At 67.5% G+C, this 15048-nt stretch carries 16 protein-coding genes; 2 read left to right on the forward strand and 14 right to left on the reverse strand.

Translation table 11 applies throughout. The annotated features are described in order from the left end of the window. Positions 1-10 precede the first annotated feature (10 nt). From AB4850_RS30580 to AB4850_RS30595, 4 genes are all read right to left on the reverse strand, one after another. On the reverse strand, positions 11-3223 hold the full coding sequence (locus AB4850_RS30580) for an error-prone DNA polymerase (protein WP_414443141.1): 3213 nt from the start codon (positions 3221-3223) through the stop codon (positions 11-13). A gap of 4 nt (positions 3224-3227) precedes the next feature. Continuing rightward, on the reverse strand, positions 3228-4709 hold the full coding sequence (locus tag AB4850_RS30585) for a Y-family DNA polymerase (protein ID WP_414443142.1): 1482 nt from the start codon (positions 4707-4709) through the stop codon (positions 3228-3230). Then, positions 4639-5355: a translesion DNA synthesis-associated protein ImuA gene (gene imuA, locus AB4850_RS30590; protein WP_414443143.1), complete on the reverse strand. Its 717-nt coding sequence runs from the start codon at positions 5353-5355 to the stop codon at positions 4639-4641. The genes AB4850_RS30585 and imuA overlap by 71 nt, the downstream gene beginning before the upstream one ends. 202 nt (positions 5356-5557) lie before the next feature. After that, positions 5558-6373: a MetQ/NlpA family ABC transporter substrate-binding protein gene (locus tag AB4850_RS30595; protein ID WP_414445664.1), complete on the reverse strand. Its 816-nt coding sequence runs from the start codon at positions 6371-6373 to the stop codon at positions 5558-5560. 272 nt (positions 6374-6645) lie between these two features. Between AB4850_RS30595 and AB4850_RS30600 the strand changes: the two genes are divergently transcribed. Then, a complete protein-coding gene (locus AB4850_RS30600) occupies positions 6646-6936 on the forward strand; it encodes a YciI family protein (RefSeq protein WP_414443144.1) in 291 nt (96 codons plus the stop codon). Between the two features lie 25 nt (positions 6937-6961). Here the strand turns inward: AB4850_RS30600 and AB4850_RS30605 are convergent, their stop codons facing one another. From AB4850_RS30605 to AB4850_RS30625, 5 genes are read right to left on the reverse strand one after another with little or no spacing between them, the layout of a single operon-like run. Continuing rightward, on the reverse strand, positions 6962-7588 hold the full coding sequence (locus AB4850_RS30605) for an SCO family protein (RefSeq protein WP_414443145.1): 627 nt from the start codon (positions 7586-7588) through the stop codon (positions 6962-6964). 7 nt (positions 7589-7595) lie between these two features. Next, positions 7596-8498: a heme o synthase gene (gene cyoE / locus AB4850_RS30610; RefSeq protein WP_414443146.1), complete on the reverse strand. Its 903-nt coding sequence runs from the start codon at positions 8496-8498 to the stop codon at positions 7596-7598. Positions 8499-8513: 15 nt separating this feature from the next. Continuing rightward, positions 8514-9623: a COX15/CtaA family protein gene (locus AB4850_RS30615; RefSeq protein WP_414443147.1), complete on the reverse strand. Its 1110-nt coding sequence runs from the start codon at positions 9621-9623 to the stop codon at positions 8514-8516. 37 nt (positions 9624-9660) lie between these two features. Continuing rightward, positions 9661-10320: an SCO family protein gene (locus AB4850_RS30620; protein ID WP_414443148.1), complete on the reverse strand. Its 660-nt coding sequence runs from the start codon at positions 10318-10320 to the stop codon at positions 9661-9663. Positions 10321-10366: 46 nt separating this feature from the next. Further along, entirely contained in the window at positions 10367-11092 is a 726-nt protein-coding gene (locus tag AB4850_RS30625; protein WP_414443149.1) for an SURF1 family protein, read from the reverse strand. A gap of 87 nt (positions 11093-11179) precedes the next feature. Between AB4850_RS30625 and AB4850_RS30630 the strand changes: the two genes are divergently transcribed. Next, positions 11180-11389: a twin transmembrane helix small protein gene (locus AB4850_RS30630; RefSeq protein WP_206129766.1), complete on the forward strand. Its 210-nt coding sequence runs from the start codon at positions 11180-11182 to the stop codon at positions 11387-11389. A gap of 24 nt (positions 11390-11413) precedes the next feature. On the opposite strand, the gene AB4850_RS30635 is transcribed toward AB4850_RS30630, so the two are convergent. The 5 genes from AB4850_RS30635 to ctaD form a co-directional block, all read right to left on the reverse strand. After that, a complete protein-coding gene (locus AB4850_RS30635) occupies positions 11414-12274 on the reverse strand; it encodes a cytochrome c oxidase subunit 3 (protein WP_414443150.1) in 861 nt (286 codons plus the stop codon). A gap of 85 nt (positions 12275-12359) precedes the next feature. Continuing rightward, positions 12360-12548 (reverse strand): DUF2970 domain-containing protein, encoded by a 189-nt coding sequence (locus AB4850_RS30640; RefSeq protein ID WP_414443151.1) that lies wholly within the window; start codon positions 12546-12548, stop codon positions 12360-12362. A gap of 44 nt (positions 12549-12592) precedes the next feature. Continuing rightward, positions 12593-13174 (reverse strand): cytochrome c oxidase assembly protein, encoded by a 582-nt coding sequence (locus AB4850_RS30645; protein WP_414443152.1) that lies wholly within the window; start codon positions 13172-13174, stop codon positions 12593-12595. Between the two features lie 36 nt (positions 13175-13210). After that, a complete protein-coding gene (locus tag AB4850_RS30650) occupies positions 13211-13351 on the reverse strand; it encodes a cytochrome oxidase small assembly protein (RefSeq protein WP_414445665.1) in 141 nt (46 codons plus the stop codon). A 57-nt stretch (positions 13352-13408) separates the two neighbouring features. Continuing rightward, entirely contained in the window at positions 13409-15016 is a 1608-nt protein-coding gene (gene ctaD, locus AB4850_RS30655; RefSeq protein WP_414443153.1) for a cytochrome c oxidase subunit I, read from the reverse strand. Between the last annotated feature and the right edge of the window lie 32 nt (positions 15017-15048).

The raw sequence follows: 15048 nt of genomic DNA on the forward strand, positions 1-15048 counted from the left end.
ACGGCGCGGCTCAGTGGAATTCGCGGCTCGATGTCCGCAGCCCGCCGAGCAGCGGCGTCAGGTCCTCAAGATACTGGGCGATCAGGTGCCGCACCTCGTTCTCCGCTTGCCACACGCCGTACACGGCCAGCAGCTTCGCATCGAGCACCTCGCGGCGCTGCCGCTCGATCAGTTCGCGCCGCACGATCACGTTGACGCTGCCGGTTTCGTCCTCCAGCGTGACGAACAGCGTGCCCTTCGCCGTGCCCGGCATCTGCCGCGCGGTGACGATGCCGCAGGCGCGCGCGAGCCGCTTGTTGCGGTGCACGCTCAACTCTTCGGCCGACGCCAGCCGCCGCGCGCGCAATGCATCGCGCAGCAACGCCACCGGATGACGGTTCAGCGTCAGGCCGGTGGTGCGGTAGTCGGCCAGGATGTCGTCGGCTTCCGACGGCGCGCCCAGTTCGGGCCGCACCGGCTCGTCGATCGGCGCGGCCGCCAGCAGGTCGCGCGACGGCGCAGCCGCCACCGCCTGCCAGAGCGCATCGCGCCGGTTGCCGGCCAGCGTCGCGAACGCGTTCGCGGCGGCCAGCGCTTCGAGATCGCGACGCTCCATCCGCGCGCGACGCGCGAGGTCATCAACGCTGTCGAACGCTCGCACGGCACGCGCCGCCTCGATGCGTAGCGCGGCCTCCTTGCTCAAGCCCGCCACCAGCGACAAGCCGAGCCGCACCGCCGGGCGGCCCAGCGGCGGCGGCTCGCCGGGCAGGGCTTCGAGCGAGGCGTCCCGGTTGCTGGCCGTCACGTCGATGGGCCGCACCGTGACGCCGTGGCGCTTGGCGTCCTGCACCAGTTGCGCGGGCGGATAGAAGCCCATCGGCTGGCTGTTCAGCAACGCGGCCAGGAAGATCGCCGGCTCGTGGCATTTGAGCCAACTGCTCGCGTAGACGAGAATCGCGAAGCTCGCCGCGTGGCTCTCCGGGAAACCGTACTCACCGAAGCCCTTGATCTGCTCGAAGATCCGCTCGGCGAAATCGCGCGGATAGCCGCGCGCGTTCATGCCGTCCACGATGCGTGCGTAATAGTGTTCGAGCCCGCCCTTGCGCTTCCAGGCTGCCATCGCGCGCCTGAGCTGGTCGGCCTCGCCCGGCGTGAAGCCGGCCGCGATGATCGCGATCTGCATCACCTGTTCCTGGAAGATCGGCACGCCCATCGTGCGTTCCAGCGCGGGCTTCAGATCATCCTTCGGATAACTGACTTCCTCGAGGCCTTGCCGCCGCCGCAGGTAAGGGTGCACGGCCCCGCCCTGAATCGGCCCCGGCCGCACGATCGCCACCTCGATCACGAGATCGTAGTATTCCTTCGGCCGCAGCCGGGGCAGCATCGACATCTGCGCGCGCGACTCGATCTGGAACACGCCCACCGTATCGGCGTTCGAGATCATGTCGTAGGTCGGCTGGTCGGGCTCGGGAATATCGTCGATCCCGATTCGCTCGCCGCGCCACGCCTGGATGAAATCGAACGCGCGCCGCAGCGCGGTCAGCATGCCGAGCGCGAGCACGTCCACCTTCATCAGCCCGAGCGCTTCGAGATCGTCCTTGTCCCACTGGATCACGCGCCGCCCTTCCATCGCCGCGTTCTCGATCGGCACGAGCCGCGTGAGCTTGCCGCGGCTGATCACGAAGCCGCCCGAATGCTGCGACAGATGGCGCGGAAAACCGAGCAGCCGCGAGGCCAGCTCCGCCCACGCCCGGATGATCGGCACCTCGGGATCGAGCCCGACCGACGCGAAGCGCGCGAGCAGGTCGTCGCGGCCGTCGAACCAGCGGTGCTCCTTCGCCACGCGCTCGACCAGCATCGGATCGACGCCGAGCGCCTTGCCCGTTTCGCGCAGCGCGCCGCGCGGCCGGTAGGTGGAGACGGCCGCCGCCAGCGCGGCGCGATCCTCGCCGTATTTTTCGTAGATGTACTGAATGACCTCCTCGCGGCGCTCGTGCTCGAAGTCGACGTCGATATCGGGCGGCTCGTTGCGCTCGCGGCTGATGAAGCGCTCGAACAGCATGGTGCTGCGCTTGGGATCGACTTCGGTGATGCCCAGGCAATAACAGACCACCGAGTTCGCGGCCGAGCCCCGCCCTTGGCAAAGAATCTGCTGCTCACGCGCGAATTTGACGACATCGTAGACAGTCAAAAAATACGGCTCGTAGGTCTTTTCGGCAATCAGACGGAGTTCATAGCGAATGCGCTTGCGCACCACTTTCGGCACGCCGTTCGGAAAGCGCTCGACCGGATAGCGTTTATTTGCACCCCGCCACGTTTCCTGCGCCAGATACCTGGTCGGCGTCATGCCCTCCGGCACGATCTCGAGCGGATATTCGTATTTCAACTCCTTCATGTCGAAGCGGCAGGCCTCGACGATCCGGCAGGTTTCCGCCACCGCTTCGGATGGAAACAGTCGCGCGATCCGGTTGCGCGCGCGCAGGTGCTGCTCGGCATTCGATGCGAGCGCGTAGCCGCATTCGCCGACCGGCCGGCCGATGCGGATCGCCGTCATGGTGTCCTGCAGGGGCTTGCACGAACGCGCGTGCATGATCACGTCGCCGAGCGCGACGAGCGGCATCGCGCGCTGCGCGGCAGCGGCCTCGATCGTCTCGCGGTGCACGCCGTCGAGCGCGCGCCCAAGCTGCACCAGCCCGAGCCGCGCCTGCGCGCCGAACACACGCGCGCACCACGCTAGCTGCGCGTCGAGCACATCGGCGCGCACCGGATACTCGGGCACCAGGATCGCGAAGCAATCGGGCACGCCGCGCAGGTGCGCAAACGGCGGCGGCGGCGCGGCCAGCATGCGCGGCGTCAGCGTGTAGCTGCCCTTCTTCGGCGATTCCATGCGCCGCCATGAAATCAGCTCGGCCAGGTTGCCGTAGCCCTCGCGGTTGCGCGCGAGCAGCACCAGCCCGAACGCACCCGGGCCGGGGTCGCCGCCCGGCGCGACCACATCGGCCGTCACCTCGAAATACGCGCCGATCACGAGCGGCAGGCCGAGCGCCTTGGCGGCGACGTGCATGCGCGGCGCGCCGGCCAGCGAGCATTCGTCGGTGATGGCGATGCCGCGATAGCCGAGCTTCAGCGCGCGTTCGACCAGCTCGTCGGCCGACGACGCGCCGGTCAGGAACGAGAAATTCGAGCGGCAGAACAGCTCCGCGTAGTCTGGCAGGGGCAGGGGCAGCGCGGCCGAGGTCGCCATCGCGTCACCCGAACAGGCCGTGCAGGAACCAGCGCAGCTCGCCGCCCTCTTTGGCCTTGTAGATCCAGTAGCAGGCGCCGTCCGCGTCCTGCGCGACGTGATAGTCGCGCTCGACGTTGCTGCCGTCGAACCAGCCGCCCTCGATGCGCTCGTGCGTCGACATCAGGCGCAGCGGCCCGCGATAGCAGGGCCGGTTCTCGCGCATCGCCAGCGCCACCGGTTCGGCCAGCAGCCAGGCCGGGCGCGGTGCGGCGGCCGGCGCGTCGGGCATGGCGGGCGCACCGCCGCGCCTGGCCGGCATGTGCAGCGGCAGCCAGCGGTTCGCCGCTTCGGGCCGGTAATCGGCCGACGGCGCGGCGCGCAACACGTTGTCCGCGCCGAGCCGCGCGCCCAGCAGTTCGACCAGCCGCGCACGTTCCTCGTGCGTGCGGCCCGGCTCGGGAAACAGATCGACGGGCGGCGGCGCGACCGCCTCGACGCGCGTCGCCACGAGCCGCACCGCGATCACCGCGGCCGGCAGCGCGATGCGTGCCAGCCGCTCGCCGAGCACGCGCAGGCAGTGGGTTTCGTCGCGCGTCGGTTCGGCGAACGCCAGCGCGATCGCGGTGGGCGGCACGGCGGCGCGGCCGCGCTCGTGATCGAGATCGAGGCGCAGCGCCGACAGCGACAACTGCCGCGCGGACAGCCAGCCGCCGAGCTGCGCGACGAGCCGGCGCGCGACGAACAGCACCGCCTCGGCATGCTCGACGCGCTCGGGCAGTTCGAGCCGCACATCGAATTCGGGGGGAATCGGCAGCCACGCGAACGGCTCGGGCAGCTCGCCATAGGCGCGATCGAGCGCGGCCAGCAGTTCGGGGCCGCAGCGGCGTTGCAGGCCCGCGCGCGGCAACCTGCGCAGGTCGGCCAGCACCGTGCAGCCGAGCCCGTCGAACCAGCCGGCATACGGGCGCGCGGCCGGCATCAGCACGCACGGCAGCGCATCGAGCACGCGTTGCAGCGACGCATGGCGCGCCACCCGCCGGCGTGTGCCGCCGCGCCGCCAGGCACGCGCCATCAGCCATGCACCGCGGCCGGTGGGCGCGGCGCTCACACGCGCCGCATAACCGAGCGCCGCGAGCGAGGCGCGCACCTGGCGGCACAGCGACGGCAGGCCGCCGAACAGGCGCAGGCTCGGGCCGACATCGACGATCAGCGTCGCTTCCTCGTCGAGCGCGACCGACGGCGAGAAGCGCAGCAGCGCGAGCGCGACCGCGCGCAACGCGTCGGCCTCGCGGGCCGGATCGCGCTCCACCATGCGCGTGTCGGGCGCGAGCGTCAGCACGCCGCCGCGCTTCATGCCGGCACGCACGCCGCGCGCACGCGCCTTCGCATCGGCCAGCAGCACCACGCCCTGTTCGAGCACGGCGCGGCCGGCCTCATCCGCGAACGTCGGCGCGCACACGTCGAGCGACAGGCGCGGCAGATGGATGCCGAGCAAGACGCGCATAACGTCCCTCCACGATCGGCGACGGCAGCGCCAGTTCGAGCGGTGCGGCGCTGGCCGGCCCGCGGCGCTTGACGATCTCGACCGTCACGCCCGCCGGCGAAGGCTGCACCGCCAGCCGCAGCACGGCCGGCGACGGCTGCCGCGCGGCCGCGAGCGGGCGCAGCATGACGAACAGCGTGTCGCCCGCGCGCGCGGCCGCCAGATGCAGGCGGCGCAGCACGTCGGCCGGCGCGGCCTCCATCTGCCAGAACAGCAGCGCGCCACAGCATCCGGCCTTCAGCGTTTGTTCGGCTGTCCACAGGGCGTCGCGCCGATTGCCTGTGCGCAACCACAGCAGGGCATCGAGCGGCACGCCGAGCGCGGCGAGCGCCGCCGCGTGCGGCGGATGCGGCGGCGCGACCAGGGCCAGCGGCCGCCGCTCGGCCACCGTGCCGGCCAGCCCCGGCGCGAGCAGACGCATCTCGCCGCAGCCCGCATGCGGCACCAGCAGCTCGACGAGCGCGCCGACCGGCCAGCCGCCTCCCGGCAGCTCGGCCGACAGCGCCGGATAGCCGGTGCCGACCGTGCGCGCGCCGCCCCGGGCGAGCTGGGAGCCGCGCCAGAGCGAAGGATGCAGCGATTCGAGGGGAACGGAGGCGGACGACATTGGGCAGACGGGCAGGCGGTGTGAAGCCGACAATAACTGTATGTTTATACAGTATATGAGAAGCCGTCCGGCGAAGCATGATTTTCGAGAAACAATTTCAGGGGCCGGAAGCGGTATCGAAAGTGGTATCGCCAGCCGGCGCCGTAAACGACGAAAGGCCCCGAAGGGCCTCCCGGTCAAACCAGGGAAATGCGGCGGTCGCTCAGAACGACGGCACCATCGAACCCTTGAATTCCTTGAGGATATAGGCGCGCACTTCCGGCGACTGGTAAGCCGCGACGAGCTTCTTCACCCACGGCTGGTTCTTGTCCTGCGCGCGCACGGCGATCAGGTTCGCGTACGGGCTGGTCAGCGATTCGAGCGCGATCGCATCCTTGGTCGGTTGCAGGTTCGCGGCGATCGCGTAGTTCGTGTTGATCACAGCCGCATCCACATCGCCGAGCACGCGCGGCAGTTGCGCCGCGTCGAGTTCGGTCAGCTTCAGCTTCTTCGGGTTGCTCGTCACGTCGAGCACCGTCGCGTTGTTGCCGCCCGTGGCCGCACCGGCCTTCAGCTTGATCACGCCTTGCGATTGCAGCAGCAGCAGCGCGCGGTTCTCGTTCGACGGATCGTTCGGCACCGCGACCTTCGCGCCTTCCGGCAGGTCCTTCAGCGATTTGAACTTCTTCGAATAGACGCCGATCGGCGAGATGTAGGTCAGGCCCGCGCTGACGAGCTTGTAGCCGCGCTGCTTCACCTGGCTGTCGAGGTAGGGCTGGTGCTGGAAGCTGTTGGCGTCGAGATCGCCCGAATCGAGCGCCGCGTTCGGCTGCACGTAGTCGTTGAATTCGATGACCTTCACGTTCAGGCCTTGCTTCTCCTTCGCGACTTTCTGCACGACTTGCCAGACCTGCGCATCGGGGCCTGCGACCGTGCCGACCTTGATCACCTTGTCCTGCGCCTGCGCGCCGAACGACACACTCAGGGCCGCGCTGGCGGCGACGGCGGATACCACTTTCAGGAGATTGCGACGCTTCATCATTTGTTGTTCTCGCTTGCTGTATTGCTGTTGCTTTACCGGATATGAGCAGCGCGGCTCGTGGCCGCCCGCCCGTCAAGGATGCGAATGGTGTCACAGGATTCGCGCCAAGTGAAATACATCCCGCTCATATGGGTATGCCTGGCGGCGCGAATCCATGCTGCGAATCACCGCAGCAAATCGACGCGCGACGCACGAGCCGCGAAGCGGCTGTGCTACAAAGCAGATCGGCGCGGCGCACAGGCCGCCGCCCTCCCCGGACAGGACCCCGAATGTACGTCATCGATTTCCACTACACGGCCTCGCGCGATCGCATCGACGCGGCGCTCGACCGGCATCGCGCCCATCTGCAGATCCATTTCGACAGCGGCGTGTTCATCGCCTCGGGGCCGAAGGTGCCGCGCGACGGCGGCGTGATTCTCGCGGCGCGCATCGAACGCGAGCGGCTCGACGCGATCCTCGCCGAAGATCCGTTCGTACTGGAGGGGCTCGTGACCTACACCGTCACCGAATTCAAGACCACCCGCGTGGCGGCGGGGCTGAACCTGCCGGCACTGCCCTGAGCGCACGCCGGCTGCCGCCGCGTACTCAGCCGAGCAGCAGCTTCAGGTCGTGCACCCACGGCCCCGCGCCCTGCCCGTCCCGCACGAACAGGCGCAGCTTGCCGTCGGGATCGAACACGTAACTGGCCGCGGTGTGGTCCATCGTGTAGCTGCCGGGCGTCTTGCCCGGCGACTTCGCGTAATAGATGCGGAACGCCTTCGCGACCTGCTTCAGTTGCGTATCGTCGGCCGGCCGCAGCGCAACGAACGACGGGTCGAACGCGGCAACGTACTGCGCGAGCAGCGCGGCCGTATCGCGCTCCGGATCGACGCTCACGAGCAGCACCTGCACGCGTCTGGCATCGGGCCCAAGCGTCTGCATCGCCTGTGCGAGGTCGGCCATCGTGGTCGGGCAGATATCGGGGCAATGCGTGTAGCCGAACACCAGCACCACCGCGCGGCCCTTGAAATCGGCCAGCGTGCGCATCTTGCCGGCCGTATCCGGCAACGCGAAATCCTTGCCGAACTGCGTATTGCCGGTGATGTCGAGATTCTGGAAGGCGGGTTGCGGCTGGCAACCCGCGAGGCCGGCAGCCACGCCACCCGCCAGCAGGCAGGTTGCGGCGGCGGCAAGCAGGCGGCGCCGCCGCGCGAAGCGGGAAGGCGACGTCACGTGGCGCTCAGAAACCGAGAGCCGGACGCGCGTAATGGTCGATCAGCAGCGCCGCGAACAGCAGCGACAGATACACGATCGAATAGCGGAAGGCGCGGCGCGCGAGTTCGTCGGAGTAATCGACGTAGACCTTCCACGCATAGGCGAGGAACACCGCGCCGAGCACCACCGCGCTGGCCAGATAGACCACGCCGCTCATGCCCGAGATGAACGGCATCATCGTCACGACGAACAGGATCACCGTGTAAAGCAGGATATGCAGGCGCGTGAACTTCGAGCCGTGCGTGACCGGCAGCATCGGCAGGCCCGATTGTTCGTAATCCTTGACGCGATAGAGCGCGAGCACCCAGAAGTGCGGCGGCGTCCAGACGAAGATGATCAGCACGAGGATCCAAGCGTCGCCGGGGACGCTGCCCGTGACGGCGGCCCAGCCGAGCGCCGGCGGCATCGCGCCCGAGGCGCCGCCGATCACGATGTTCTGCGGCGTGGCCGGCTTGAGCAGCAGCGTGTAGATGACCGCGTAGCCGACGAACGTGGCGATCGTCAGCCACATCGTCAGTGCATTGGTGAACGTGTAGAGCGTCCAGGCACCGGCGCCGCCGAGCACGGCGGAGAACGCGAGGATCTGCGGCGAGGTGATCTCGCCGCGCGCCGACGGCCGCCAGGCGGTGCGACGCATCTTCGCGTCGATCTTCTGCTCGACGAGGCAATTGATGGCGAACGCGCCGCCGGCCAGCAGCCAGATGCCGATGGTGCCGCCGATCAGCACGCGCAACGGCACCATGCCGGGCGTGGCGAGGAACATCCCGATGACCGCGCAAAACACGGCAAGCTGGGTGACACGCGGCTTCGTCAGCGCGAAATACTGAGACAGGCGGCTGCCGGGGGACTGGGAAAGCGAGGATTCCATGGGCGCTTGGCGTCGTCAGGCGCGCGCGATGTCGCGCGTGGGGAGCGCGACGCGGCTGGAGCGACTTGAAAGGATTCGAAAGTTTAACATGATCAGCAACAGCAACAGGATCGCGGCCCCGCCGTTGTGGGCGACGGCGACGGGCAGCGGCCACTGCAGCACGATATTGGTCAGCCCCGTCACGAACTGGATCGCGACCACCAGCAGCACGCCGTCGGCGGGCCGCCGCAGCGACGCATAGCGGCGCATGCGCCACGCGAACGCCACCAGGAACGCGATCACGACGAACGCGAACGTGCGGTGGGTCCAGTGGATCGCCACCAGTGCGTCCTGCGTGATCGCCTCGCCGTTGCCGGCCATGCCGAGCGCGCGCCACAGATGGAAGCCGTGCGCGAAATCCATCGGCGGGACCCACTGGCCGTTGCAGGTCGGGAAATCGGTACAGGCGAGCACCGCGTAATTGGTGCTGACCCAGCCGCCCAGCGCGATCTGCACGACCAGCAGCAGCAGCGCCGCGAGCGCCGCGGCGCGATGGCGGCCCGCTTCCGGGTCGTACGCCGGCAGCGGCGTCATGCGCGCCGCGAGCCAGCCGAGCGAACCGAGCAGGGTCAGGCCGAGCAGCAGGTGGATCGTCACGATCACGGGTTGCAGCTTCATCGTTACCGTCCAGGCGCCGAACGCGCCCTGCACGAGGATCAGCAACAGCAGGCCGGTGGGCCACCACGGCGACACCGACAACGGCCGGCGCCGCGCGCGCGCCACCCAGGCGATCAGCACCTGGGCGATGATCAGCACGCCGATCGCCATCGCGAAATAGCGGTGAATCATCTCGATCCAGGCCTTCGACATGCTGACCGGCCCCGACGGCATCGCCAGATGCGCGGCCGAGATCGCCGCGTGCGCAATGAACGGCGACGAGGTGCCGTAGCAGCCGGGCCAGTCGGGGCAGCCGAGGCCCGAATCGGTCAGGCGCGTAAAGCCGCCGAACATCACGAGATCGAGCGTGAAGAAGGTCGTCATCCAGACGAGCTTGCGGAACTTGTCGTCGTCGGCCTTCACCCACACATAGGACAGGGGCAGAAGCGCGATCATCAGGCCGATCAGGCCGAGTTGCAGTAGGTACATCCAGAATTCTCGTTGCGCCGCGCAGCGTGGCCCGGCCTCAACCGATGCTCGACCACTTGAGCAGCTTCGTCACGTCGTTCTTGATCTTGCTGGGGTCGGGATCCTTCGGGAACCGCATCATCAGGTTGCCGCTCGGGTCGACCAGATAGATGTGATCCGTGGCGAGCGTGCCGGCATCGGCGGGCAGCCAGGCCTCGACCGCGGCGGGATCGACGACGAAGCGCCGCGTGTCCGGATAGGCCGACAGGAGCTTCGCGTCGACGGGCACGGCATCGCTGCGCAGCCAGACCGGGACGATCCGCTGCCGCTCGCCGCCTTGCGTCGCGCGCACCTGCCGCATGAAGTACAGTTTCCGGGCGCACGCATCATCGCACAAACCACCGTTTTCCATCACCAGCAGCCAGACGCCGCGCAGCGACGCGAGCGGCACCGTGCGGCCGGTTTCGTCGGTCGCCGTCAGGCCGGCCGGGATCGGCCGCTGCGGCGAGATCAGCGTGCCGTAGTTGGTGGAACCGCCACGGGGCTTGACGACGTAGTACGTGAAATAGGATGCGATGACCGGCGCGGCGCAGATCAGGAACAGCGCGAGCAGCACCCAGCGGCCGCGCCGCCACGAGCCATTCTGCGACGATGTGCCGCGCCCGGCTTGGGCCGGCGCCGGGCGGGAAGACGGGGTCGACACGGCATCGTTCTCCATACGAATCTCATTCGAAGTGCGACGCGACGCGCCGCCCGGTTCTGCTTCAGGTATCTCGAGCCACGCCCGAGGCGGTCTTGCGGGCCGCACGCCGCGCGGCATACAGGCCCGCCACGGCGGCAGCCGCCGCCATCGCCCACCACTGCACCATGTAGCCGTAGTTGCGGCCGACGTCCTGCGTCGGCTGCGGCCAGTCGCGCACCAGGCCGTCGTCGCCGTGGCTGGTCTGCTGGATCACGTAAGGCAGCAACGGCAGCCCCGTCTCGCGCGCGAACTCGGCAACGTCGAGGTTCTGCCGGATCGGCTGATGCGCGGCCGAGCCGCCGCTGCCGAGCTCGAACGCGCGCGACGCGTCGGCGCGCGCGATGCCCTCGATCGTCACCTCGCCCGGCGGTGTCGCGAACGGCGCGATCGTCGTGCGTTCGGCCAGATTGCGCGGCAACCAGCCACGGTTGACGAGCACGTAGGCGCCGTCGGCAAGCCGCATCGGCATCACCACATAGAAGCCGGGCTGATCGCGGTACGCGCGATTGTCGAGAAACACGGCGTCGGCCGCAATCAGGCGCCCGGTCGCACGCACGCGATGAAACTCCACCGCCTGCAGCGTCACCGGCGCATCGCCCGCGACGAACGGCGCCGCATGTTCATAACGCGTCACGTTCGCTTCCAGCGCTTCCTTCTGATGCGCACGATCGCGTTGCCAGAAGCCGAGCCGCACGGTCAGCGCAATCACCGCGAGAATCAGCAGCGCGGGCAGCCAATGCAGCTTCATCTTCGGACTCCAGAACATTCGCATCCGCTGGAGCGAAGTGCGATAATCGTCCGGTCGTCGACGAACCACCGGTCAACGGTAAGTGCCATGCACATCCTCGTTCCCATCGCGTTTGCGCTGATTCTCGCAAGCCTCGCGTCAGCCCTCTATTTCATGATGCACGACCGTGGCCACACCAAGCGCATGGTCTGGTCGCTTGCCACGCGCGTCGGGCTGTCGATCTCGCTGTTCCTGTTCATCCTGTTCGCGAACTGGATGGGCTGGATTCACTCGACCGGCATCCCGATGGGCCGCTGAAGCCGGCCCGCCCACGCCTCGCGCTTACGACAGCCAGTACACCACCACGTACAGGCCGAGCCACACCACGTCCACGAAGTGCCAGTACCACGCTGCGCCTTCGAACGCGAAGTGGTGATCGGCCGTGAAGTGCCCGCGCAGCATCCGCACCAGCACCACCGTCAGCATCGTGCCGCCGAGGAACACGTGGAAGCCGTGGAAGCCCGTCAGCAGGAAGAACGTCGAACCGTAAACCCCCGAGGCCAGCGTCAGATTCAGCTCGTGGTACGCATGAAAATATTCGAAGCCCTGCAGAAACAGGAACGAGACGCCGAGCACGATGGTGGCGGCCAGCCAGGCGATCGCCTTGCGGCGGTGATCCTCGCGCAGCGCGTGGTGCGACACCGTCAGCGTCGCGCCCGAGGTCAGCAGCAGCGCGGTATTGATGGTCGGCACCGGCCACGGCCCCATGGTGCGGAAGTGCCCGGCCAGCGCGGCCGGCCCCTCGTTCGGCCATACCGCACTGAAGTCCGGCCAGATCAGCCGGTAATCGAGGCTGCCGAGCTGATGCATCGCGATCTCGCGTGCATAGAACAGCGCGCCGAAGAACGCGCCGAAGAACATCACCTCGGAGAAGATGAACCAGCTCATGCTCCAGCGATACGACTTGTCGACGCGCTGGCCGTACATGCCGCCCTCCGATTCGGAGATCGCATCGCCGAACCAGTGATAGAGCACGAACAGCACCCACAGCAGGCCGAGCACCACCGTGATCGGCGCCCATCCGTGGCCGTTGATCCAGAGCGCCAGCGAACCGAGCATGACGAGCAGGCCGAGCGCCGCGCTGATCGGATATTGCGACGGATGCGGCACGAAATAGTAAGGGCTTTCGTTATGAGCGCTCATGCTTGATTCTCCACTTCAGTCCAGTTGAGTCCGGATCACCCGGACCGCCGCGCGAGCGCAACGCCTCGCACCGTTGTTCCTGCCGCTACCCCACCACCGCCCGCACGATCAGCAGCAACACGCCAATGAACAGCGCAGCCGCGACCAGTGCGACCAGCAGCACATGCAGCGGATTCAGCGATTGCGCGTCCGCCTCCAGATCGCTGCGCTTGCGCACGCCGAAGAACGACCACAACACCGCCTTGAACGTCTTGCCGATCGAGCCTTGCGTCATGACCTCTCCCGCCTGCATTGCATTCGCCGTGCAGCCCTGCCGCGTCACGCGCCCGGGCTGGCCTGCACGGCCGCCACCGGCGCCGGCTTGTTCAGTTCGAAAAACGTGTAGGACAACGTGATGGTTTTCACATCCTTCGGCAGCGCCTTGTCGATCACGAACACCACCGGCATCTTGCGCGACTCGTTGGCCTTCAGCGTCTGCTGCGTGAAGCAGAAGCACTCGATCTTCTTGAAGTACTCGGTCGCCTGCTTCGGCGCGTAGCTCGGGATCGCCTGCGCGACGACCGGCCGGTCCTGCCCGTTGGTGACTTCGTACACCACCGTCATCACCTCGCCCGGATGCACGTCGAGGCTGCGCTGCTCGGGCCGGAAGCCGAGCGGCCCGCGCGCGTTCGCATCGAGCTCGACCGACACCGTGCGACTCAGGTCGACCTGCGTGTTGCGCGCCTCGCGCGCGCTGACATCGCGCTGCACGAGATTGTTGATGCCGGTCGCCTGACAGATCGCGCGATAGATCGGCACGAGCGCAAAGCCGAAACCGAACATCAGCGCCGCCACGATCACGAGCTTGATCAGCATCGTGCGGTTGAACAGGCTGTCGGCCTCGGCGATCGATTTCGACATGGTGAGGAATCCTCTCTGTCTGGGCCGGCGTCTACATCATGAGGTCGAAGCGATCCACTGATTGGCGACGGCGGCAATGAAGAATACGGCGACCACGGCAAGCAAAATCAGGCCGAGGCGCTTGTTGCCCGCGCGGATCTGCGCGGGTGTGCGTGCTTGTGAAGAGTGGCGGGTCATCGGCTCGGGCGGGTGGTGGGCGCCGCCGCCCGGGCCGGGCGACCAGCGCATGGTGCGTCAGTCGACCGTCGGCGGGTGCTCGAAGGTATGGAACGGTGCCGGGCTCGGGACCGTCCATTCCAGGCCGGTCGCTCCATCCCACGGCTTGTCGCCGGCTCGCTCCAGTTCGCCCCCGCCGCGATAGGCGGGCAGCACCACCGCAAACAGGAAGTACACCTGAGCAAGACCGAAGCCGAACGCGCCGATCGTCGCCACCTGGTTGAAATCGGTGAACTGCGCCGGGTAATCGGCGTAGCGGCGCGGCATGCCGGCCAGGCCGACGAAGTGCATCGGGAAGAACGTGACGTTGAAGAAGATCATCGTCGCCCAGAAGTGGATCTTGCCGCGCATCTCGTTGTACATCCAGCCGGTCCATTTCGGCGACCAGTAGTACCAGCCCGAGAACAGCGCGAACAGCGAGCCGGCCACCAGCACGTAGTGGAAATGCGCCACCACGAAATAGGTGCCGTGATACTGGATGTCGAGCGGCGCCATCGCGAGCATCAGGCCCGTCAGGCCGCCGAACGTGAACACGAACAGGAAGCCGATCGAGAACAGCATGGGCGTCTCGAAGCTCAGCGAACCGCGCCACATGGTGGCGACCCAGTTGAACACCTTCACGCCGGTCGGCACTGCGATCAGCATCGTCGCGTACATGAAGAACAACTGGCCCGTGACCGGCATGCCGGTGGCGAACATGTGGTGCGCCCACACCATGAACGAGAGAATCGCGATCGAGGAGGTGGCGTACACCATCGAGCTGTAGCCGAACAGCGGCTTGCGCGAGAACGCCGGGATCACCTGCGAGACGATCCCGAACGCCGGCAGGATCATGATGTAGACCTCGGGATGCCCGAAGAACCAGAAGATGTGCTGGTACATCACCGGATCGCCGCCGCCGGCCGCGTTGAAGAACGAGGTGCCGAAGTGACGGTCGAACAGCACCATCGTGATCGCACCCGCCAGCACCGGCATCACGGCGATCAGCAGGTAGGCCGTGATCAGCCAGGTCCACGCGAACATCGGCATCTTCATCAGCGTCATGCCGGGCGCGCGCATGTTGAGGATGGTCACGACGATGTTGATGCCGCCCATGATCGACGAGGCGCCCATCAGGTGCACCGCGAAGATGGCGAAATCCATGCCCGGCCCCATCTGCGTCGACAGCGGCGCGTAGAGCGTCCAGCCGGCCGCCGTGGCACCGCCCGGCGCGAAGAACGAACCGACCAGCAGCACCGCCGCCACCGGCAGCAGCCAGAAGCTGAAGTTGTTCATGCGCGCGAAGGCCATGTCCGACGCACCGATCTGCAGCGGGATCATCCAGTTCGCGAAGCCGACGAACGCCGGCATGATCGCACCGAACACCATGATCAGGCCGTGCATGGTGGTGAGCTGGTTGAAGAATTCGGGGCGCATGATCTGCAGGCCCGGCTCGAACAGCTCGGCGCGGATGCCGAGCGCCATCACGCCGCCCGACAGGAACATCACGAACGAGAACAGCAGATACAGCGTGCCGATGTCCTTGTGATTCGTCGCGAACAGCCAGCGGCGCCAACCATGCGGCAGCGCGTGCGCATGCTCGTCGTGCGCGTGGTCTGCGGGTACGTCGTGTCCAATGCTAGACATGGATGTCTCCTAATTCGTATTCCGATGCCGTC

Source organism: Burkholderia sp. 22PA0106 (assembly GCF_047497155.1).
Classification (GTDB): domain Bacteria; phylum Pseudomonadota; class Gammaproteobacteria; order Burkholderiales; family Burkholderiaceae; genus Burkholderia.